16 protein-coding genes are annotated in these 17,491 nt (G+C 72.4%); 8 read left to right on the top strand and 8 right to left on the bottom strand.

What is annotated here, in order from left to right:
• Window positions 1-132: 132 nt before the first annotated feature.
• A complete protein-coding gene (locus tag BJ984_RS01410; RefSeq protein ID WP_179546504.1) occupies window positions 133-2,334 on the top strand; it encodes a DEAD/DEAH box helicase in 2,202 nt (733 codons plus the stop codon).
• Window positions 2,335-2,431: 97 nt separating this feature from the next.
• A complete protein-coding gene (locus BJ984_RS01405) occupies window positions 2,432-3,394 on the top strand; it encodes a DMT family transporter (RefSeq protein WP_179546503.1) in 963 nt (320 codons plus the stop codon).
• A gap of 29 nt (window positions 3,395-3,423) precedes the next feature.
• Here BJ984_RS01405 and BJ984_RS01400 read toward each other — a convergent pair whose 3' ends face one another.
• Window positions 3,424-4,584 carry a mandelate racemase/muconate lactonizing enzyme family protein gene (locus BJ984_RS01400; protein ID WP_179546502.1) on the bottom strand — a complete coding sequence of 387 codons (1,161 nt, stop codon included), beginning with the start codon at window positions 4,582-4,584 and terminating at the stop codon, window positions 3,424-3,426.
• Between the two features lie 135 nt (window positions 4,585-4,719).
• Here BJ984_RS01400 and BJ984_RS01395 point away from each other — a divergent pair, with 135 nt between their 5' ends.
• Both BJ984_RS01395 and BJ984_RS19015 read left to right on the top strand, forming a co-directional pair.
• On the top strand, window positions 4,720-5,484 hold the full coding sequence (locus BJ984_RS01395) for a FadR/GntR family transcriptional regulator (RefSeq protein ID WP_179546501.1): 765 nt from the start codon (window positions 4,720-4,722) through the stop codon (window positions 5,482-5,484).
• A 99-nt stretch (window positions 5,485-5,583) separates the two neighbouring features.
• The gene (locus tag BJ984_RS19015) at window positions 5,584-6,546 is read left to right on the top strand and encodes a polysaccharide deacetylase family protein (RefSeq protein WP_271206348.1); all 963 of its coding nucleotides are present in this window, start codon (window positions 5,584-5,586) and stop codon (window positions 6,544-6,546) included.
• Window positions 6,547-6,561: 15 nt separating this feature from the next.
• Here the strand turns inward: BJ984_RS19015 and BJ984_RS01385 are convergent, their stop codons facing one another.
• The 6 genes from BJ984_RS01385 to BJ984_RS01360 all read right to left on the bottom strand — a co-directional run bounded on the left by BJ984_RS01385 (window position 6,562) and on the right by BJ984_RS01360 (window position 13,432).
• Window positions 6,562-7,491 carry an amidohydrolase family protein gene (locus tag BJ984_RS01385; protein WP_179546500.1) on the bottom strand — a complete coding sequence of 310 codons (930 nt, stop codon included), beginning with the start codon at window positions 7,489-7,491 and terminating at the stop codon, window positions 6,562-6,564.
• 3 nt (window positions 7,492-7,494) lie between these two features.
• Window positions 7,495-8,451: a carbohydrate ABC transporter permease gene (locus tag BJ984_RS01380; protein WP_179546499.1), complete on the bottom strand. Its 957-nt coding sequence runs from the start codon at window positions 8,449-8,451 to the stop codon at window positions 7,495-7,497.
• Between the two features lie 2 nt (window positions 8,452-8,453).
• Entirely contained in the window at window positions 8,454-9,419 is a 966-nt protein-coding gene (locus tag BJ984_RS01375) for a carbohydrate ABC transporter permease (protein WP_179546498.1), read from the bottom strand.
• The gene (locus BJ984_RS01370; protein WP_179546497.1) at window positions 9,419-10,795 is read right to left on the bottom strand and encodes an ABC transporter substrate-binding protein; all 1,377 of its coding nucleotides are present in this window, start codon (window positions 10,793-10,795) and stop codon (window positions 9,419-9,421) included. The genes BJ984_RS01375 and BJ984_RS01370 overlap by 1 nt, the downstream gene beginning before the upstream one ends.
• Before the next feature lie 76 nt (window positions 10,796-10,871).
• The gene (locus tag BJ984_RS01365) at window positions 10,872-11,681 is read right to left on the bottom strand and encodes an energy-coupling factor transporter transmembrane component T (RefSeq protein WP_179546496.1); all 810 of its coding nucleotides are present in this window, start codon (window positions 11,679-11,681) and stop codon (window positions 10,872-10,874) included.
• Window positions 11,678-13,432 (bottom strand): ABC transporter ATP-binding protein, encoded by a 1,755-nt coding sequence (locus BJ984_RS01360; protein ID WP_179546495.1) that lies wholly within the window; start codon window positions 13,430-13,432, stop codon window positions 11,678-11,680. Before BJ984_RS01360 ends, BJ984_RS01365 begins: the two co-directional genes overlap by 4 nt.
• Before the next feature lie 213 nt (window positions 13,433-13,645).
• Between BJ984_RS01360 and BJ984_RS01355 the strand changes: the two genes are divergently transcribed.
• Complete coding sequence (locus tag BJ984_RS01355) at window positions 13,646-15,178, top strand: hypothetical protein (protein WP_179546494.1); 1,533 nt, start codon at window positions 13,646-13,648, stop codon at window positions 15,176-15,178.
• 9 nt (window positions 15,179-15,187) lie between these two features.
• Here BJ984_RS01355 and BJ984_RS01350 read toward each other — a convergent pair whose 3' ends face one another.
• Window positions 15,188-15,733 (bottom strand): ECF transporter S component, encoded by a 546-nt coding sequence (locus BJ984_RS01350; RefSeq protein ID WP_179546493.1) that lies wholly within the window; start codon window positions 15,731-15,733, stop codon window positions 15,188-15,190.
• A gap of 140 nt (window positions 15,734-15,873) precedes the next feature.
• Between BJ984_RS01350 and BJ984_RS01345 the strand changes: the two genes are divergently transcribed.
• The 3 genes from BJ984_RS01345 to BJ984_RS01335 are packed head-to-tail and all read left to right on the top strand — an operon-like array spanning window position 15,874 to window position 17,476.
• A complete protein-coding gene (locus tag BJ984_RS01345; RefSeq protein WP_179546492.1) occupies window positions 15,874-16,425 on the top strand; it encodes an RNA polymerase sigma factor in 552 nt (183 codons plus the stop codon).
• On the top strand, window positions 16,422-17,060 hold the full coding sequence (locus BJ984_RS01340; protein ID WP_179546491.1) for an Asp23/Gls24 family envelope stress response protein: 639 nt from the start codon (window positions 16,422-16,424) through the stop codon (window positions 17,058-17,060). The genes BJ984_RS01345 and BJ984_RS01340 overlap by 4 nt, the downstream gene beginning before the upstream one ends.
• Entirely contained in the window at window positions 17,057-17,476 is a 420-nt protein-coding gene (locus BJ984_RS01335; RefSeq protein ID WP_179546490.1) for a hypothetical protein, read from the top strand. Before BJ984_RS01340 ends, BJ984_RS01335 begins: the two co-directional genes overlap by 4 nt.
• Window positions 17,477-17,491 lie beyond the last annotated feature (15 nt).

Genomic DNA, 17,491 nt, shown 5'->3' with positions numbered 1-17,491 from the left:
AGTGCATGGATGCGCTGGTCACTGGTGAATGTCGCGTACGACACGGCCCCCGCTACTCCCGGGGATCTAGTTAGCACTGCCAACACGTTCGGTGTTGAGGTGTGCGCAATTCGAGATAACCCAGGAAGAATCATGCCCAAATCCAACAAGTCCGGTGGCTTCAAGGCCGCCAAGAACTACGAGCCCCGCACTCCAGGCAAGGGCGGCCCCAAGGCCGGCAGCCGCAGCCCCTCGCACCGCGGCTTCAAGCCCGCCGACGAGTCGGCACCGCGCAAGCAGCGCTGGAACGCCGACGAGCGCAGCGCCCGCGGCGCGGCCCCGAGCTCGCGCGGCGAGCGTCCCTCGTACGGCGACCGCCCCGAGCGTCCCGCCTACGGTGACCGTCCCGAGCGTGGTGGCTACAACCGCGGCGAGCGTTCTGAGCGTCCTGCGTATGGTGACCGTCCCGAGCGTGGCGGCTACAACCGCGGCGAGCGTTCTGAGCGTCCTGCGTACGGCGACCGTCCCGAGCGTGGCGGCTACAGCCGCCCGAGTCGCGAGAACGGCTTCAACAAGTCGGGCACCGGCACCGGCCGCAGCGAGCGTCCCTCGTACGGCCGCGACGAGCGTCCCGCGTACAACCGCGACGAGCGTCCCTCGTACGACCGCGACGAGCGTCGCGTGCCGCAGCGCACCGACCGCCAGAAGTGGAACGACGCCCGCAACGAGGAGCGCCGCGCCGAGGCCGCCAAGGCCCGCGAGGATGCGCCGAAGCGGACGTGGGAAGAGCGCCCGAAGCGCTCCTTCGACGATCGCCCCAAGCGCTCCTTCGATCGCGACGACCGCCCGGCTCGCACCGAGCGCCCCGCGTACAATGACCGTCCGGCTCGCACCGAGCGTCCGGCGTACAACGACCGGCCGGCCCGCAGCTTCGACGACCGCCCGAAGCGCTCGTTCGACCGCGACGACCGCCCGGCCCGCACCGAGCGTCCGGCGTACAACGATCGCCCGGCCCGCAGCTTCGACCGCGACAGCCGCCCGGCACGCGCCGACCGCAGCGACCGCGGCAGCGACTTCTACCCGAACCGCGACAACAAGCCCGCCTTCAACCAGGTCGACGACGTCGTGCTCGAGCGCCTCGAGGCCCAGGCCACCCTCGCCGGAGACGTCGACGGCGTGACCTTCGCCGACCTCGGCATCGGCGGCAACATCACCCGCGTGCTCGCGGAGCTCGGCGCCGAGAGCCCGTTCCCGATCCAGGCGGCCACCATCCCCATGGTGCTCGAGGGTCGCGACGTGCTCGGCCGTGGCCGCACCGGTTCCGGCAAGACCATCGCCTTCGGTGCCCCCCTCGTGGAGCGCCTGATGGAGAACGGCGGCGGCGCGAACCGCAAGCCGGGCCGCAAGCCCCGGGCGCTCATCCTGGCCCCGACCCGCGAGCTGGCCCTGCAGATCGACCGCACGGTGCAGCCGATCGCCCGGGCCGTCGGCCTGTTCACCACCCAGATCTACGGCGGCGTGCCCCAGGCCCGCCAGGTGGGTGCGCTGCAGCGCGGCGTCGACATCATCATCGGCACCCCCGGCCGCATCGAGGACCTGATCGAGCAGCGTCGTCTCGACCTCAGCGACGTCACCATCACGGTGCTCGACGAGGCCGACCACATGTGCGACCTGGGCTTCCTCGAGCCGGTGCAGCGCATCCTGCGTCACACCAAGGACGGCGGCCAGAAGCTGCTCTTCTCCGCCACGCTCGACAAGGGTGTCGCCACCCTGGTCGAGGAGTTCCTGGTGAACCCGAGCGTGCACGAGGTCGCCGGTGAGGACCAGGCCTCCAGCACCATCGACCACCGCGTGCTGGTCGTCGAGAGCCGCGACAAGAGCGAGATCATCCGGCAGCTGGCCGACCGCGAGGGCAAGACGCTGATCTTCTCCCGCACCCGCGCCTACGCCGAGATGCTCGCCGAGCAGCTGGAGGACGCCGGCTTCCCGGCCACCAGCCTGCACGGCGACCTCAACCAGTCGCGCCGCACGCGCAACCTGCAGCAGCTCACCAGCGGGCGGGTCAGCGTGCTCGTGGCGACCGACGTGGCGGCCCGCGGCATCCACGTCGACGACATCGACCTGGTCATCCAGGCCGACGCCCCCGACGAGTACAAGACGTACCTGCACCGCGCCGGCCGCACCGGCCGCGCCGGCAAGAAGGGCACCGTGGTCACCCTGATCCCGCGCGCCCGCCGTCGTCGCATGGACGAACTGCTCGAGCGCGCCGAGATCCAGGCCGAGATGGTCGACGCCTTCCCCGGCGACGCCCTGCTCGGCGAGCTCGCGGCCGACACCCCGGTCGCGCCCCGCTAGAGCGCGAGCACAAGCAGCCCGAGCCCGAGCCCGAGCACAGCCTAAGCACGAGCGCAGCCCGAGCCCGAGCACAGCCCCAATCCGAGCGAGAGCCCGAGTGAGCCTCACCCCACCGCCGCACGCCGGCCGTCTGCCCCTGGGGGCGGCGGTCGGCGTCGCCGTCGTGTGCGGCGTGCTGATGGCGACGCAGTCGCGTATCAACGGGGAGTTCGGCCGCCGGCTCGGTGACGGCTACACGGCGGCCGCGATCAGCTTCGCGGTCGGCCTGCTGATCGTCCTCGTGATCGTCGCCCTGATGCCCTCCGCCCGGGTCGGTGCCCGCCGGGCCGTCGCCGAGGTGCGCGGCGGCCGGCTTCCGTTCTGGATGCTCTTCGCCGGCGTCGGGGGCGGCATCTTCGTGCTGACGCAGGGCCTCGCCTCCGCCCTCGTGGGCGTCTCGCTCTTCACCGTGGCCTTCATCGGCGGCCAGACCGTGAGCGGCCTCGTCGTCGACCGCGTCGGGATCGGCCCGGGTGGTCGCCGCTACCTGACGGTCCGTCGGGTGCTGGGCGCGGGCATCGCGTTCGGCGTGGTGGTCTGGTCGGTCGCCGCGCACATCGACCCCGAGATCCCGTTCTGGCTCCTGCTGCTGCCCTTCGCGGCCGGCATCGCGCAGGCGGTGCAGCAGGCGGCGAACGGCCGTGTGGCCGCCGCCGCGGGCTCGGCCGTCAGCTCCACCCTGTTCAACTTCATCGCCGGCACCGCGCTGCTGCTCGTGATCGCCGTCGTGCACGCGCTCGTCGTGGGCGGCCTGCCGACGTCCTTCCCGCCCGAGTGGTGGCTCTACCTCGGCGGCCCGCTCGGCGTGACCTTCATCTTCGGGCTGGCGACCGCGGTGCGCAGCACGGGCGTGCTGCTGCTCGGCCTCTGCTCCATCTCGGGGCAGCTGCTCGGCTCGATCGCGATCGACCTGATCGCCCCGGGCGCCGGCCACGGCGTCGACTGGACCACCCCGATCGCCGCGGTGCTCGTCATCGCCGCCGTGCTGATCGTCTCACTGCCCTCGCGCCCGCGGCTCTAGCCGCGCCCCCGCGCGCAGCGGGAACCGCGTCAGGATCGCTCTGCCCGGGGGACGGTCTCGGGAACGAGCCGCAGCCCCGCCCGCGCCGGCCGCACGTGCGGCCCGGCCGGGATGCGCCACCCCTCGACCCCGCCGATCGCCGCGATCGCGGCCTCGTCGAGCGTGATCCCGAGGCCGGGCTCGTCGCCGAGGCGGATGCCGCCGTCGTCGATCGTCTGGTCGACCGTGAGGCCGACGGGCATGCCGAGATCCTGCACCTCGGTCGTGAAGTGGTTGGGCACGGCGGCCGCCGCGTGGGCGATCGGGTTGGCGTTGTAGCCGACCGGACTGACGGGCAGGTCGCGGGCGTGCGCGATGGCCGACACCCGCAGGAAGTGGGTGATGCCCCAGACCATGCCGGCCTGCACCACGTCGACGCCGTGCGCGTCGAGAAGCGGCCCGTACTGCTCGAGGCCCACGAGGTTCTCGCCGGTGGCCACGGCGGCCTTGACGGCGCGGCTCACGGCGGCGTTGCCGGCCGAGTCCCAGCGGCGCACGGGCTCCTCGATCCAGGTCAGCGGCACCTGCGCCTCGACCTCGGCGATGTAGCGCACGGCCTGCTTGACGTTCCACGACTCGTTCGCGTCGAGCATCAGCGCGGGGCGGGGGGAGTTGCGCCGGAGGGTGTCGGCGACCGCCTTCAGACGCGCCACGTCGGTGTCGCTGTCGCGGCCGCCCTTGAGTTTGGCGCTCGCGAAGCCGCGCTCGGCGTAGCGCGTGTACAGGGCGACGAGCTCCTCGTCGCCGAGGGCGATGTCCAGGCCCGAGGCGTAGCCGGGCACGAAGCGGTCGCGGGCGCCGAGCGTGCGCCAGAGCGGTTCCCCGGCCATCTTCGCCTTGAGGTCCCAGAGCGCCATGTCGACGGCGCCGATGGTGCCGAAGGTGGCGCCGGCATGGCCCGTCTTGAAGACGTGGGCGAGCATCCGGTCGTAGAGGGCGACGACCGCCCGCGGGTCCTCGTTCTCGATCGCCGGGAAGACCCGTGCGATGTCGGTGTGCGCGCCGAGACCGATGCCGGTGAGGCCGCCGTCGGTGTGCAGCAGCAGCAGGGGCACCTCGGTGACGCCACCGGCCACCACGCCGTTGACGTCACCGACGGGGCGGCCCCAGTCGTGCACGGTGGTCAGACTCGTGAAGCCTGTGATTCTCATCGTGTCCTGCTTTTCTCCAGTGAACCGCACGACGCCTCTCGCGAGAGCGTGTGAACAGCATACATCATATGTTTGGTGACGCCACAACCGACAGACGTATGACGAGTGGCGGATGCTCGCGCCTAGACTCGTCGCATGAGCATCGACTCCGCCGACACCGCCGTCGCGCCCGTGTTGCCCACCGTCGGGGTGCGCGCACCCGCCGCCCGGCTCGGGGTGGCGGTCGTGCAGCAGCTCGTCGACGTGATCGTCACCGGGGCCCTGAAGCCCGGCGAGCTCCTTCCGCCGGAGGGACCGTTGACGGCGCAGTTCGGGGTGAGCCGCACGGTGATCCGCGAGTCGGTCAAGCGGCTCGAGGAGAAGGGCCTGGTCACGGTCGCCCAGGGGCGCGGCACGCAGGTCAACCCGACCTCCGAGTGGAACCTGCTCGACCCGGTGGTGCTCACGGCGATGATCGAGCACGACGACGCACTCGGCATCCTCGACGAGCTGAGCAGTGTGCGCTCGGGCCTCGAGTCGTCCATGGCGGCGGATGCGGCCCGGCGCGCCGACAGGGACGCGGTCGACCGGCTGCGGGCCTCGCTGCAGCGCATGCAGGACGTCATCGACGACCCGCCCGCCTTCCGGCAAGCCGACATCGACTTCCACCACCTGGTGATGCGGCTCTCGGGCTCACGGCTGGCCTCGAGCCTCGCCCGCACCCTGTTCGACCGGGCGCTGGAGAGCAGTCGGTACCACGGGCGCGACCCGGAGCACGCCTTCGAGCTCACGATCGACGAGCACGCGACGGTGCTCGACGCGATCTCCTCCGGAGAGCCCGAGGCCGCGGAGAAGGCCATGCGGGCGCACATCGACGGCTCGTGGAGCCGTCGCCGCCTGCCGGTGCGCGGGCGCGACTGAACCGTTCCCTACCCCGAACGAGTGATACCGGCGGCCGCCGGGACTTCCTAGGCTTCGTATGCCGCTCGACTGATCGACCGGCGTCGAACAGGGGGCTCGGTGGCCGGCAGGCATGCGCGCGCGCGGAGGCACGACGAGGCGCCGGTTCCCCGCTACGCGCGCGGTCGTCCGCCGCACCGGGCGACGGAGGGCGGGGTCGACCGCCGCGTGTTCCTCGGGGTGCTCGGCGTCGGCGCCGTCGCCGGGGTGTCGGGGTTCCTCGCCCTGACGGGGGCGGCGGCACCACCCGTGGCCGGTGGGCGGGCGGCGTCCGGGCTCTCGAAGCACACCCCGTCGCCGACGCCGAGCGCCACTCCCACCGCGCAGCCCGACGCCGTCGAGCCCGCCCCCGCGGCTGAACCGGTCGCCGCCGAACCCGCCCTGCCACCGATCGAGAGGGTGCCCCTGCCCTCGGGCCCGATAACCGCCCTCCCCGGCGACGGAGCCCTGCTCGCCTGGACCGTCGACGACGGCTCGAACGCCGAGGTCGTGCGGCTCTACACCGAGTTCGCCGCGGCCACGGGAACCCGCCTCACGTTCTTCCTCAACGGCAGCTACGAGGGCTGGACGCAGCACGCCGACCTCCTGCGACCCCTGGTGCAGTCGGGCCAGATCCAGCTCGGCAACCACACCTTCGACCACGTCGACCTGACAGGCCTCTCGGATGCCCAGGTGATCGCGCAGCTGCAGCAGAACCACGACTTCATCCAGAGCACCTACGGCGTCGACGCCCGCCCCTACTACCGTCCGCCCTACGGCTACCGGGATGCGCGCACCGACCGGCTCGCGGCGAGCATCGGTTACACGTGCCCCGTGCTCTGGTACGGCTCGCTCTCCGACTCGGGCCTGATCACCGAGCAGCAGGTGGTCGACTTCGCGACGCAGTGGTTCCTGCCGCAGCACATCGTGATCGGGCACCTCAACTACCTGCCGGTGACGAACGTCTTCCCGCAGCTGGCCGCGATCGTGGCCGAGCGGGGGCTCCGCACGGTGACGTTGGACGACGTGTTCGTGACGGACTGACGATGCCGGCTCCGTTCAGCCCGCCCGCCCGTAGCTCGCGAGCGCCGTGCCCCGGTCGAGCGCGTGCTGCTCGTCGGCCGAGAGCCCGGCGGTCGCGGTGAGGTAGCTCTGCACCCAGCTGCCGTACCCGTCGGCGAGGTCGACGAGCGGCCAGTCCGAGCCGACCATCAGGCGGCGGGGACCGAAGGCGTCCAGTGCGACCTCCAGCACGCGGTCGAGACGCCGCCGGGCGGCCGCCGACGCCCCGCGTTCGGCGATGCCGGACACCTTGGCCACCACGTTCGGCCGCCGCGCGAGCTCACGGAGGCCCCGCTCCCAGACGTCGAACGAGGGCGTCGCGGCGTCGGCCGGCGGCTGCCCGAGGTGGTCGAGCACGAACAGCAGCCCCTCGTGCGTGTCGGCCGCCCGGGCCGCGGTGTCGAGCTGTCCCGGTCGCAGCACCAGGTCGAACGCGAGACCCGCGCGGGCCACGGCGTCGAGGCCGTGCGCGGTGGCCGCCCGCACCAGCCACTCCGGGTCAGGGTCGATGTGCGCCAGGTGACGGATGCCCGCCAGCCGCTCCCCGCCGGGCGACGCCGCGAGTGCCGAGAGCTGCTCCGCCGCATCCTCGGCCGCGAGGTCGACCCAGCCGACGACGGCGAGCACCGCCGCGCGGTCGTCCGCGGAGCCGGGGGCCGCGGCCTGAGCCCGGCCCGAGGCCGCCGCACCGGCGGCCGCCGCCAGCAGCTCCACCGACTCCGAGGCGTCGTTCACCGCCTGCACCAGCACGAACCCGTCGACGCGACCCGGCGCAGCGGCACGCAGCCCCGCGAGGTCGCAGTCGCGATCCACCTCGGGCACCTCGGCGAGCCACTCGAGCCCCGCCCGTGAGCGCCGCCAGACGTGCGCGTGGGCGTCGACGATCTGGCGGCCCGCGTCGGTCGACGCGGAACCGGGGCCGGGCATCCGCTACTCCTTCGTGCCGCCGGCGGTCATCCCCGAGACGAGGAAGCGCTGCGAAAACAGGAAGACGATGAGCACCGGGAGCACCGACATGATCGTGGCGAGGGCGAGCGTCGGCAGCTGCACCGAGGCGGCACCGGCCGAGGAGGGGTTGAACGCGGGCGTCGAGGCGAGCAGCGAGGTCAGGCCGACCTGCATCGGGTACTGGTCGCTCGCTGGCAGCATCACGAAGGGCAGGAAGTAGTTGTTCCAGTTCTGCACGAAGCTGAAGAACGCCACGAGCGCGACCACGGGCGTCGCCAGCGGCAGCGCGATGCGGGTGAAGACGCCGAACTCGGTGCACCCGTCGATGCGCGCGGCGGCCAGCAGGTCGCGCGGGATGGACGTGGAGAAGTAGATGTACGTCAGGTAGACGCCGAACGGGAAGAACGAGAACGGCAGGATGACCGCGAGCGGCGACCCGATCAGCCCCACGGTGTTCAGCTCGAGGAACACCGGCAGCACGAGTGCGGTGTTCGGGATGAGCATCACCACGAGGGTCGTCACGAGCAGCGCCCGGCGCAGCCGGAATTCCGTCAGCGCCAGGGCGTATCCAGCCGGCACGCTCACCACGAGCGTGATGGCGAGCGCCACCACCGAGTAGAGCGCCGAATTGCCGAGCCAGCCGACGACGGCGCCGTCCTGGAATGCGAACAGCGCGTTCCAGTTCACCGCGAAGCCGTCGAGCGAGCCGAACGAGAAGGGGTTGTTCTGGATCAGATCGGTGGGCGACTTGGTCGTGGCCAGCAGCAGCCAGACGATCGGGATGGCGAAGAACAGCCCGAAGGCCAGCAGCACCAGCGCCACCACGAAGCGGCCCGACCACTGGCCGGGCGTGCCGCGGAGACCGGCGGGGGAGCGCTTCGCGGGGCGGGCGGCGGCGCGGTCGGCGACGTGGCCGGGAGCGGTCGAGAGCGCGGTCATGGTCAGTCCTTCTCGAAGAGTCCGCCGCGGGCGACGAAGAATGCGGACAGCGCCAGGGCGATCACGAGCAGGAGGATCGAGATCGCGGCCGAGCCGTTGAAGTCGTTCTGCTGGAACGCGTAGAGGTACGCGAGCTGGTTCAGCGAGTAGTCGTTGGCGACGACGGCGTTGGAGGCCTGCGAGAGCAGCTGCGGTTCGACGAAGAGCTGGGTGCCGGCGGCGAGGGACATGATGCCCATGTAGGCGATCCACTTCTTCATCATCGGCAGCTGGATGCGCACCGCCGTCTGCACGGCGTTCGCCCCGTCGATCTTCGCGGCCTCCATCACCTCCTCGGGGATGTTGTTGAGGGCGCCGTACATGATGACGATCCAGCCGCCGGCCCCGGTCCAGAACGCGATGACGGTGAACACGACCGGCAGGTTCGCGGGGTTGATCGTCTGCACGAACGACTCGAAGCCGAAGGCCTCCAGCAGCCAGCCGACCGGGCTGACCGAGGGGTCGAGCACGAACAGCCAGAGCATCACGCTCGAGGCGCCGGCGAGGGCGCCCGGGATGTAGAAGATGAAGCGCGAGGCGTTCGAGAGCCAGCGGATGCGGATGGCGTGCACGACGAGGGCGAGCAGCACCACCAGCACGAGCAGGCTGACCAGCCAGATCACGAGGTAGACCGCGACGTGGCCGACGGCCGGCAGGAAGCGGTAGTCGCCGAGCACCTTGGCGAAGTTGTCGAAGCCCGCGAACGAGCCGTCGATCGTGGTGACCGAGAGCACCAGGGCGTACAGCGCCGGGAAGACGCCGAACACCAGCATGAGCACCGTGTACCCCGACACGAACAGGTAGCCCATGCGGTTCTTCACCGGGCTCCGCCGAACGGATGCGCGGCCCGGCCGCCGAGGCGACCGGCCGAGGCGGGGGGTGACCCCCGCGGCGGCGGTCGCCTCGACGTCGGGAACGGTGGCGGTCATCAGCCGACCTTGTACCCGTTGACCTGCGCCTGGTCCTTGATGGCCTGACCCCACTCCTCGAGGGTGTCGGAGACCGTGCCGCCCGAGGTGATCACGGGGGTCACGGTCTTGGCCCAGACGGCCTCCTGGCTGAAGGTCGGCGATCCCCAGCCCGACCAGACGAGCGAGGCCGAGTCGGTCAGGGCATCGAGGTCGCCGGCGAAGTAGCCGCTGTCGGCCTGCTTGGCGACCCACTTCTCGCCGGCGGCGGCGAAGGCGGGGAGTCCGGGGTTCAGCTCGACCTGGTACTCGTCGCTCGTGGCAGCGAACTCCACGAACTTCTTCGCCGAGGCGAGGTTGGCCGAGTGGCTGGAGATGTACCAGGTGCCGCCGCCGACGTTGCCGGTCACGACGTCCTCGCCGTCCCAGGTCGGCGGGGTGGCCGCGCCGATCTGGCCGGCCGGCACGTTCAGCGAGTCGGGGCTGTTGAAGATGGCTCCGGAGTACCAGACCGGTCCGGGCATCGCGAGCACCTTGCCGGCGTACTTCTGAACGAACGAAGGGCTGAAGACGCTCTCGGTGGTGATCGAGCCGTTCGCGATCGAGGTGTCGAGCAGGTCGGCCATCCGCTGGCACTCCTCGCTCGTCGTGTCGACGGTGATCTCGCGCACGGCGGTCACGTCGCCGGCCTGGCACTTCGAGGCCCACATGTAGATCTCGGGGGTCCAGGCGTCACCGGCGGCGCCGATGATGTAGCCCGGATGCTCGGTCGCGACCTTCTCGCCGAGCTCCTGGTACTCCTCCCACGTGGTGGGGAGCGTGTAGCCGAACTGGTCGAAGAGCGTCTTGTCGTACCAGAGCACGTTCTGGGCGAGGTCGTTGCGCAGGCAGTACACCTTGCCGTCGACGGTGCACGGGTCGAGGGATCCGGCGGTGAAGCCGTCGATCAGCTCGGAGTCGACGAGGCCGCCGTCGAGCTGCGCGGCGAACGGCTGCGAGCCCGGGGAGGTCTGGCTGGCCCAGGCCGCGTCGTTCGTCTGCGTCGACCAGACCACGTCGGGCCATCCCTTCTTCGCCTTGTCGAAGAGCTGGATCTTCGTCTGGAAGCTGTTGCTGCCGTTAGCGCTGCCATCGTATGTCACGACATCGATCGGCACATCGGGATTGGCGGCCTTGAAGGCGTCGGCGGCGGCCACGCGGGTGTTGTCGACCCAGACCGTGATGGTGCTGTCGGCCTGCTGCTCGGTCTCGGGGAAGCCGAACTCGCCGTTCGAGGCCGAGGAGGAACCGCCGGCGCAGCCGGAGGCCAGCAGCGCGATGGCGGCGGCGCCGGAGAGGAGGGCGAGCGAGCGGAACCGGCGGCGGGGGGAATGCGTGCGCTCGGGGGCTTGAACCATGAGCCATGTCCTTTTCTGGTCGACGTCGTTGACGACTTGCGCTGCCGGGTGGCGAGCGATTTCAGTAGATCATACATCACACCTTTAGCGCAACGATGATCGCGGCCCCCGTTCCCAGCCAGCAGAGCAGCACGAAGACCGTGTCCCGCCGGCGCCAGGGGACGAGGTGTCGTTCGGTGCGGGTGCGGTGGGCGCCGAAGGCCCGGGAGTCCATCGCGAGGGCGACGCGCTCGGCGTGCCGGAGGGCTCCGGCCAGCAGCGGCACGAGGTAGCCGGCGCGACGGCGCACGGCGGCGACCGGCCCGCGCCCGGGTGTCAGGCCGCGCACCCGGTGCGCCTGCCGGATGATGTCGAGCTCGTGCCCGAACCGCGGCACGAAGCGGTAGGCGGCCAGCGCCGTGTAGCCCACCCGGTACGGCACCCGCAGCTGCTGCACGAACGACCGGGCGAGGTCGGGGCCGGTGGTGCTGAGCCCGCCGATCAGTGAGAGCAGCAGGATGGCGGCCAGTCGCAGCGCGGTCGCCCCGCCCGCGAGCAGCGCGGCCTCGTGCAGCCGCAGCGGGCCGAGTTCCACGACGAGCGGGGTGACGGATGCGCGGCCGGCGTCGCTCCAGAAGGCGAAGCTCAGCGTCAGCACCGCGGTGGCGAGCGGCAGCACCACGAGCAGCCCGAGCAGGGCGCGGGGGGAGAGGCGCGCACCCCCGAGCACGAGCAGCAGCGCCCCCGCCGCCAGCGCGGCCGGCAGGGCGGCGCCGGGCACGACGAGCACCGCGACGATCGCGGGGAGCGGGCCGGCGATCTTCGCGAGGGGGTTCAGCGCGTGCAGGAAGCGGCCGCGCGGCGGCACCGCGGCCGCGAACGGGTCTGCGGCGCGTGCGGTGCTCATGCGCCGACCCCGCCGGCTCCGTCGGGCACGTCGGGACCGGCGGGGTGCAGCGAGGCCAGGTCGGCGAGGCGGGTGACGCGGTGCCACGCGGGGTCGGCCGCAGCGCGGAACGCGCGGGCAAGCGGCGGCGCAGTCAGACCGGCGGCCTCGAGCGCGCCCGACGCGAGCACCTCGGCAGTCGGTCCGTGGGCGGCGATCCGGCCGCCGTCGAGCACGAGCACGTGCGAGGCGTGCTCGGCCACGAGCTGCAGGTCGTGCGTCACCACGAGCACCGTGGTGCCGGCCGCGTTCAGCTCGGTGAGGAGGTCGAGCAGCTCGCGGGCGCGGGCGCGGTCCTGGCCGAAGGTCGGCTCGTCCAGGGCGAGCACGGGAGCGCCGGCGAGCAGTGCGGTGCCCACCGAGAGACGCCGCTTCTGCCCGCCGGAGAGGAGGAACGGATGCGCGTCGCGCTGCTCGACGAGACCGAAGCGCTCGAGCATCCGCTCGACCTGCTCGTCGATCGCCGGTCGCGGCACCCGCTGCAGCTCGAGGGCGTGGGCGAGCTCCTCGGCCACCGTCGCGCGGATGAACTGGTGCTCGGGGTTCTGGAAGACGAAGCCGATGGTGCGGGCGAGCCGGCGAGCGTCGGCCCGGGCGGGGTCGAGGCCGAGCACGTCGACGGTGCCGCGGGGCGGGGGGACGACGCCGGCGACGGCCTGCAGGAAGGTGGTCTTGCCCGCGCCGTTGACCCCGACGACGGCCGTGAAGGAGCCGGTGGGCACGTCCAGGTCGAGGCCGTGCGGCACCGGGGTGCGCGGTCTGCGGCCCCGCGTGACCGAGAGGCCGCGCACGGTCACGGCGGAGCGGACGGGCGGGCGCGGCGTCGTCTCGCGCGGAACGGTCTGCCGCGCATCCGTCGCCGGCCGGAGGGAGTCGAGGAGCGTCGTCAGGGCGGCCGGGGTGAGGGGCGGAACGGGCACCGGGAAGCCCTGGTCGCGGAGGCGCAGGCCCGCCAGCAGTGCGGAGGGGAGCCACACGCCGAGGGCGAGCAGCTCGTCGGCGTGCTCGCGGAGGAGTTCGACGGGGCCGTCGAGCGCGAGGCGACCGGCGCCGTCGAGCACCACCACGCGGTCCACGACGGCCAGGGCGGCGTCGAGGGCGTGCTCGATCAGCACGAGCGTGCGGCCGCCCTCGGCGACGAGCTCGCCGAGCACCGCGTAGACCTCCTCGACGCCCAGCGGGTCGAGGTTGGCCGTGGGTTCGTCGAGCACGATCACGGGGGAGCGCAGCGCGAGCGCGCAGGCGATGGCGAGGCGCTGCCGGCCGCCGCCGGAGAGGCGGTCGGGGTTCTCGTGGCGCCGTTCCCAGAGGCCCACGCGACGGAGGGCCTGCTCCGCGCGCTCGAGCACCTCGTCGACGGGCACGAGGAGGTTCTCGGGGCCGAAGCAGACCTCGTCGAGCACGGTGGCGGTGACGATCTGGGCGTCGGGGTCCTGGAAGACCATGGCGACGTGCGCGCTCAGGCGGGCCACCGGGGTACCGGCCGTCGACAGGCCGTCGACGCTCACCGTGCCCTGCAGCTCGGCCGGGACCTCCTGGGGCACGAGGCCGTTCAGCGCGAGCGCGAGCGTGGACTTGCCGCTGCCCGAGGGGCCGAGCACGAGCACCGCCTCGCCCGGATGCACGATCAGATCGACCCCGTCGGGCGTGAAGCGCTCGGCGCCCTCGTGGCGGATGCGCACACCGCGGAGCTCGAGGGCGGAGTCGGTCACGGGACCAGCCTAGGTTAGGGTCGGCTAAGTGCCGCGTGAGAGCGCGTTCCGGGCGCCGTCGCGGGCGGCATGGCCAGCGGCCCGACTCCGTGGGCGCTCGGCTGTTTCACACCCGTCCTGGGTTTTTTCAGCCGCGGCCGCTATCGTGGAGGGGCCCTGGTCGTGACGGCCCCGAAGCCGCATCGCCTCCCGCTCCATCCGAAAGACCCCCGTTTGCCGAATCCCGACTCGCGTCCACGCGCTGCTGCGCCGACCACTGCGACCTCCGGAACCGAGCACACCCCTCCTCTCACCCGACGACAGCTGCGCGAGCTCGAGCAGCAGGCCGCCGCCGAGCAGAGCGGGGTCGAGCCGGTCTCCACCGTTCCGGTCGCTCCTGCCATCGTCGAGCCGCCGCTCTCGCGGCGCAGCCGCCGGGCCCTCGATTCGCACGCCGGAGCGCGTGACGCCGCGGTGGTCGACGCCGAGCGTCGCGAGACCGAGCTGCGCGACGCCGAGATCGCCGACATCGAGGTCGCACCGCTCGGTTCGGGAGTTCTCGAGCCCGACGTCGAGCTGGCGCTCGAGCCCGTTCGTCCCGCCGACTCAGCCGACGACTCCCTCGCGCCCGAGGTGCCGCTGCACGCCCCCGCCTCCCGTCGCGCCCGGCGTGCCGCCGAGGCCCCGCGCACCGAGATCGTCTCGACCGGCACCATCGCCGTCGTGGTCCCCAGCAGCACGACCCCGAGCACCGCCGAGGTCGACCGCGCCGGGCTCGACGAGCTCGAGGCCGCCGCCGCCCTCGTCACCACCGGGCCCATCGCGGTCGTCTCGCGTCGCGCCGCCCGCGAGGCCGCTGTTCCCGCCAAGGGTGCGGCCAGCCGTCGCGCCGCCCGCGGCACCGGCCGCCGCATCGCCGAGGCGCGCCCCGGCAGCGCGCGCCAGGGCGGAACCCGCGCCGAGGGCGCTCGCAGCGCATCCGCTCGTCGTCGTGGGTGGGCCAAGGCCGGTCTCTCGGCCATCGCGATGGCCTTCGTCGTCGGCATGACCGCGGTCACCGCCATCCCCACCACCGTCTCGGCCAGCCCGGTCGACTCGAACCTGGTGAACCTCAGCCTGACCGCCGAGTCCACCGCCGAAACCCAGCAGCTGATCACCGCGAACGGATCGACCGCCGAGGTCGTCGACCGCGACGGCTACTCGGTCTCCGACGCCGGTGAGCTGCAGGCGGCGGGTTACTCGAGCGCGCAGATGCTCGTCGGACGCTCGCTCGCGCAGGAGCTCGTCGACGCCATGGATTCCGGCAAGCTCGTGGGGTCGGTTCCCGACCACATGAAGGAGATCCGCTGGATCGCCCAGGGCGTGACGGTGCCCGACTGCGGTGTCGACTATCGCATCCTCGAGATCATCGCGATCGCGGTGCGCAATTTCGACCAGGTCGGCGTCAGTGACATCAACCGCAAGTGCACCGGCCAGATCGAGGGTGCGGGCACCAGCTCCTCGCACTACATCGACGGCGGCGGCCACGCGGTCGACTTCTACCTCCTCGACAACAAGAGCCTCAACGGGGCGGACGCGGGCACGCTGAAGCTCATCGGCATCCTCGACCCGGTCATGCCGGTGGGCGCCCGCGTCGGCCAGGCCGGCTGCCGCGCCTCGGCCGGTGTCACGGTGAACCTCACCAACTGGACCGAGTTCGACGACTCCTGCACGCACATGCACGTCGACGTCCCGGTCACCGACGCGCCGCTCCTCCTGGCGCAGTAACCCTCGCGGTCAGCGGCGCGGGGCCAGGCCCCGGGTGACGCCCGTGGCCGCCAGGGGGCGGGCCAGCGCGAGCGCGAGCAGCGTGAAGACGACGGGGGAGAGCAGCGAACCCGCGACCAGCACGAGAGCGCCGGCCGGGTCGAGGTCGCGCGCGCCGACGAGGCGGTACATGCCCGCCGCGAGCACCACGCCCGAGAGCACCGCGCCCGCGACGAAGAGCCAGACGGGCCAGCGGCGGTAGCGCGTGACGAGGAACGGCAGCTCCTGCAACGCGCCGATCCCGACCGAGATCAGGGCCGCGAGGAACCCGAGCGGGTTGAACGCCGCGGCCACCAGCCCCGAGAGCACGGCCACGAGCAGTGCCACCCCGCCGCGCCGGAAGAGCCGCTGAGCGAGGGCCCCGGGAACGAAGTACACCCCGAGCGTGAGGCCGTACAGCATCGGCGCCACGGCGTTCAGCGTGCCGCCGAGATAGGAGTTGACGATGAAGACGATCCCGCCCACCACGCCGATCGCGGCGCAGCTCAGCAGCAGTCGCGTGCTCGTGTTGCGCATGGTTCCTCCCCCTCCAGCTTAGGGTGCACTAACCCCGGTGACGGGCCGGGGGAGCGACGCGCATCCGCTCGCCCGCCCACCGATGTGGGATAGTCGCTAGTGGGCGCTGAGCCCCCTGCCACGACCACGGAGGACGGATGATGCGCGAGCCGCTCGACGAGGCGTCCGACCGCATCGTCGCCGGTCGCGCCGCCGACGGGGACCTGCGGGCGTTCGAGGTGCTCGTGCGGCGGCACGGTCCGCTGATGCGGGCCTACGCGACGCGGGTGCTGGGGTCGAACTCCGAGGTCGACGACGTGGTGCAGGAGGCCTTCATCACGGCCTGGACCAAGCTGCCCACCCTCGACGACCTCTCGGTGGTCAAGTCGTGGCTGATGCGGATCGTGAACCGCAAGGCGATCGACCGCATCCGGGCCCGGCACGACGACCGGCCGCTGCTCGACTGGGACGACGAGACGCCGCCCGAGCAGGGCCCCGAGAAGCAGGCCGAGGCGCAGTCGCAGCGCGATCAGCTGAAGGGCGCGCTCGACCGGCTGCCCGAGGCGCAGCGGCAGTGCTGGGTGATGAAAGAGGTAGGAGGATTCTCGTACGAGGAGATCTCCGAGGAGCTGGGTGTGCCGCCGTCGACCGTGCGGGGACTCCTGGCCCGGGCGCGCAAGACACTGATCAGAGAGATGGAGGAGTGGCGATGACCGACATCACGGGCGACGACCGCCACGACGACATCCCCGACATCACGGGCGCCCCCGACATCCTCGACGTGTACGGCGACTACCTCGACCGGGGCGAGCAGCCGCCGGCCGAGCTGATTGACGCCAGCCCCGAGAACCAGCTCGCCTGGGCGGCCCTGCTGCGTGTGCGCGACGCCGCCGGTTCGCTGGTCGACCTCGAGGCCGAGGCGGCCGAGAACCCGTTCGCCACGGGGTGGGTGGAGAGCATCCTCGCGAACGTGCAGCGCGAGGTGCGGTCGGGGCGGTCGATCCCGCTGACGCATCCGTCGCGGCGCGCGACGCTCTCGGTCACCGAGGCCGCCGTGCTGGGGCTCGTGCGGGCCGCGGGCGACTCGGTCGACGGGGTGCTGATCGGTCGCTGCGTGCTCGACGGCGACGTCGAGCAGCCCGGCGCACCGGTGCGGGTGCGGGTCGAGGCGAGCGTGTTCTGGGGCGAGAGCATCCCCGAGCGGGCGGAGGTGCTGCGCGCGGCGATCGCGCACACGCTGCTCGAGCACACCGAGCTCGCGGTCGAGTCGATCGACGTCACGGTCACCGACGTGCACCTCCGGCGCCAGGCGCCCGAGGTCGCCGACGACGACGGGAGCGAGCGATGAGCGACGACGACCGCACGGCCGGCCCCCTCGGCGCCGATGGCGCGGCGGCGAGCGACGACGAGCTCGCACGGCTGCTCGGCGTCGCCGTGCTCGGCGTGCCCGGCGTGCTGCAGACCTACGACGCGCGCCCCGTGGTCGCGGCCGTCGTGGCAGATGCCGCCACCGCCCTGCGCGCCGGCATCGGCGCCGGGCTCCCGGTCATCGCGCCCGCGCCCCTCACCGCGTCGTCGCCCATCGCCGTCTCGCACGGCGCCGCCGGCCTCAGCATCACCGTGAAGATCGCGGTCAGCGAGCAGCGCCCCGCCGCCGCGACCTGCCGCGACGTCTACGCCGTGGTCGCCGAGACGGTCGCAGCGCTGCCCGCCGGCGGCGGCGACATCGACACGATCTCGGTGCAGATCTCCCGCATCGGCTGACAACGGCGCGAAGAC

It is taken from the genome of Herbiconiux flava, assembly GCF_013409865.1.
In the GTDB taxonomy this organism is placed as follows: domain Bacteria; phylum Actinomycetota; class Actinomycetes; order Actinomycetales; family Microbacteriaceae; genus Herbiconiux; species Herbiconiux flava.
Note: the sequence above shows the minus strand (reverse complement) of the source record. Positions and strands in the feature narration are given on the sequence as shown.

Excerpts from the sequence above, each read along its gene's own strand:
- BJ984_RS01350 (WP_179546493.1), bottom strand. The coding sequence starts at position 15,733 with ATGCGCAACACGAGCACGCGACTGCTGCTGAGCTGCGCCGCGATCGGC.
- BJ984_RS01385 (WP_179546500.1), bottom strand. The coding sequence starts at position 7,491 with ATGCCCGGCCCCGGTTCCGCGTCGACCGACGCGGGCCGCCAGATCGTC.
- BJ984_RS01370 (WP_179546497.1), bottom strand. The coding sequence starts at position 10,795 with ATGGTTCAAGCCCCCGAGCGCACGCATTCCCCCCGCCGCCGGTTCCGC.
- BJ984_RS01365 (WP_179546496.1), bottom strand. The coding sequence starts at position 11,681 with ATGAGCACCGCACGCGCCGCAGACCCGTTCGCGGCCGCGGTGCCGCCG.
- BJ984_RS01375 (WP_179546498.1), bottom strand. The coding sequence starts at position 9,419 with ATGACCGCCACCGTTCCCGACGTCGAGGCGACCGCCGCCGCGGGGGTC.
- BJ984_RS01380 (WP_179546499.1), bottom strand. The coding sequence starts at position 8,451 with ATGACCGCGCTCTCGACCGCTCCCGGCCACGTCGCCGACCGCGCCGCC.
- BJ984_RS01400 (WP_179546502.1), bottom strand. The coding sequence starts at position 4,584 with ATGAGAATCACAGGCTTCACGAGTCTGACCACCGTGCACGACTGGGGC.
- BJ984_RS01395 (WP_179546501.1), top strand. The coding sequence starts at position 4,720 with ATGAGCATCGACTCCGCCGACACCGCCGTCGCGCCCGTGTTGCCCACC.
- BJ984_RS01340 (WP_179546491.1), top strand. The coding sequence starts at position 16,422 with ATGACCGACATCACGGGCGACGACCGCCACGACGACATCCCCGACATC.
- BJ984_RS01335 (WP_179546490.1), top strand. The coding sequence starts at position 17,057 with ATGAGCGACGACGACCGCACGGCCGGCCCCCTCGGCGCCGATGGCGCG.
- BJ984_RS01410 (WP_179546504.1), top strand. The coding sequence starts at position 133 with ATGCCCAAATCCAACAAGTCCGGTGGCTTCAAGGCCGCCAAGAACTAC.
- BJ984_RS01345 (WP_179546492.1), top strand. The coding sequence starts at position 15,874 with ATGCGCGAGCCGCTCGACGAGGCGTCCGACCGCATCGTCGCCGGTCGC.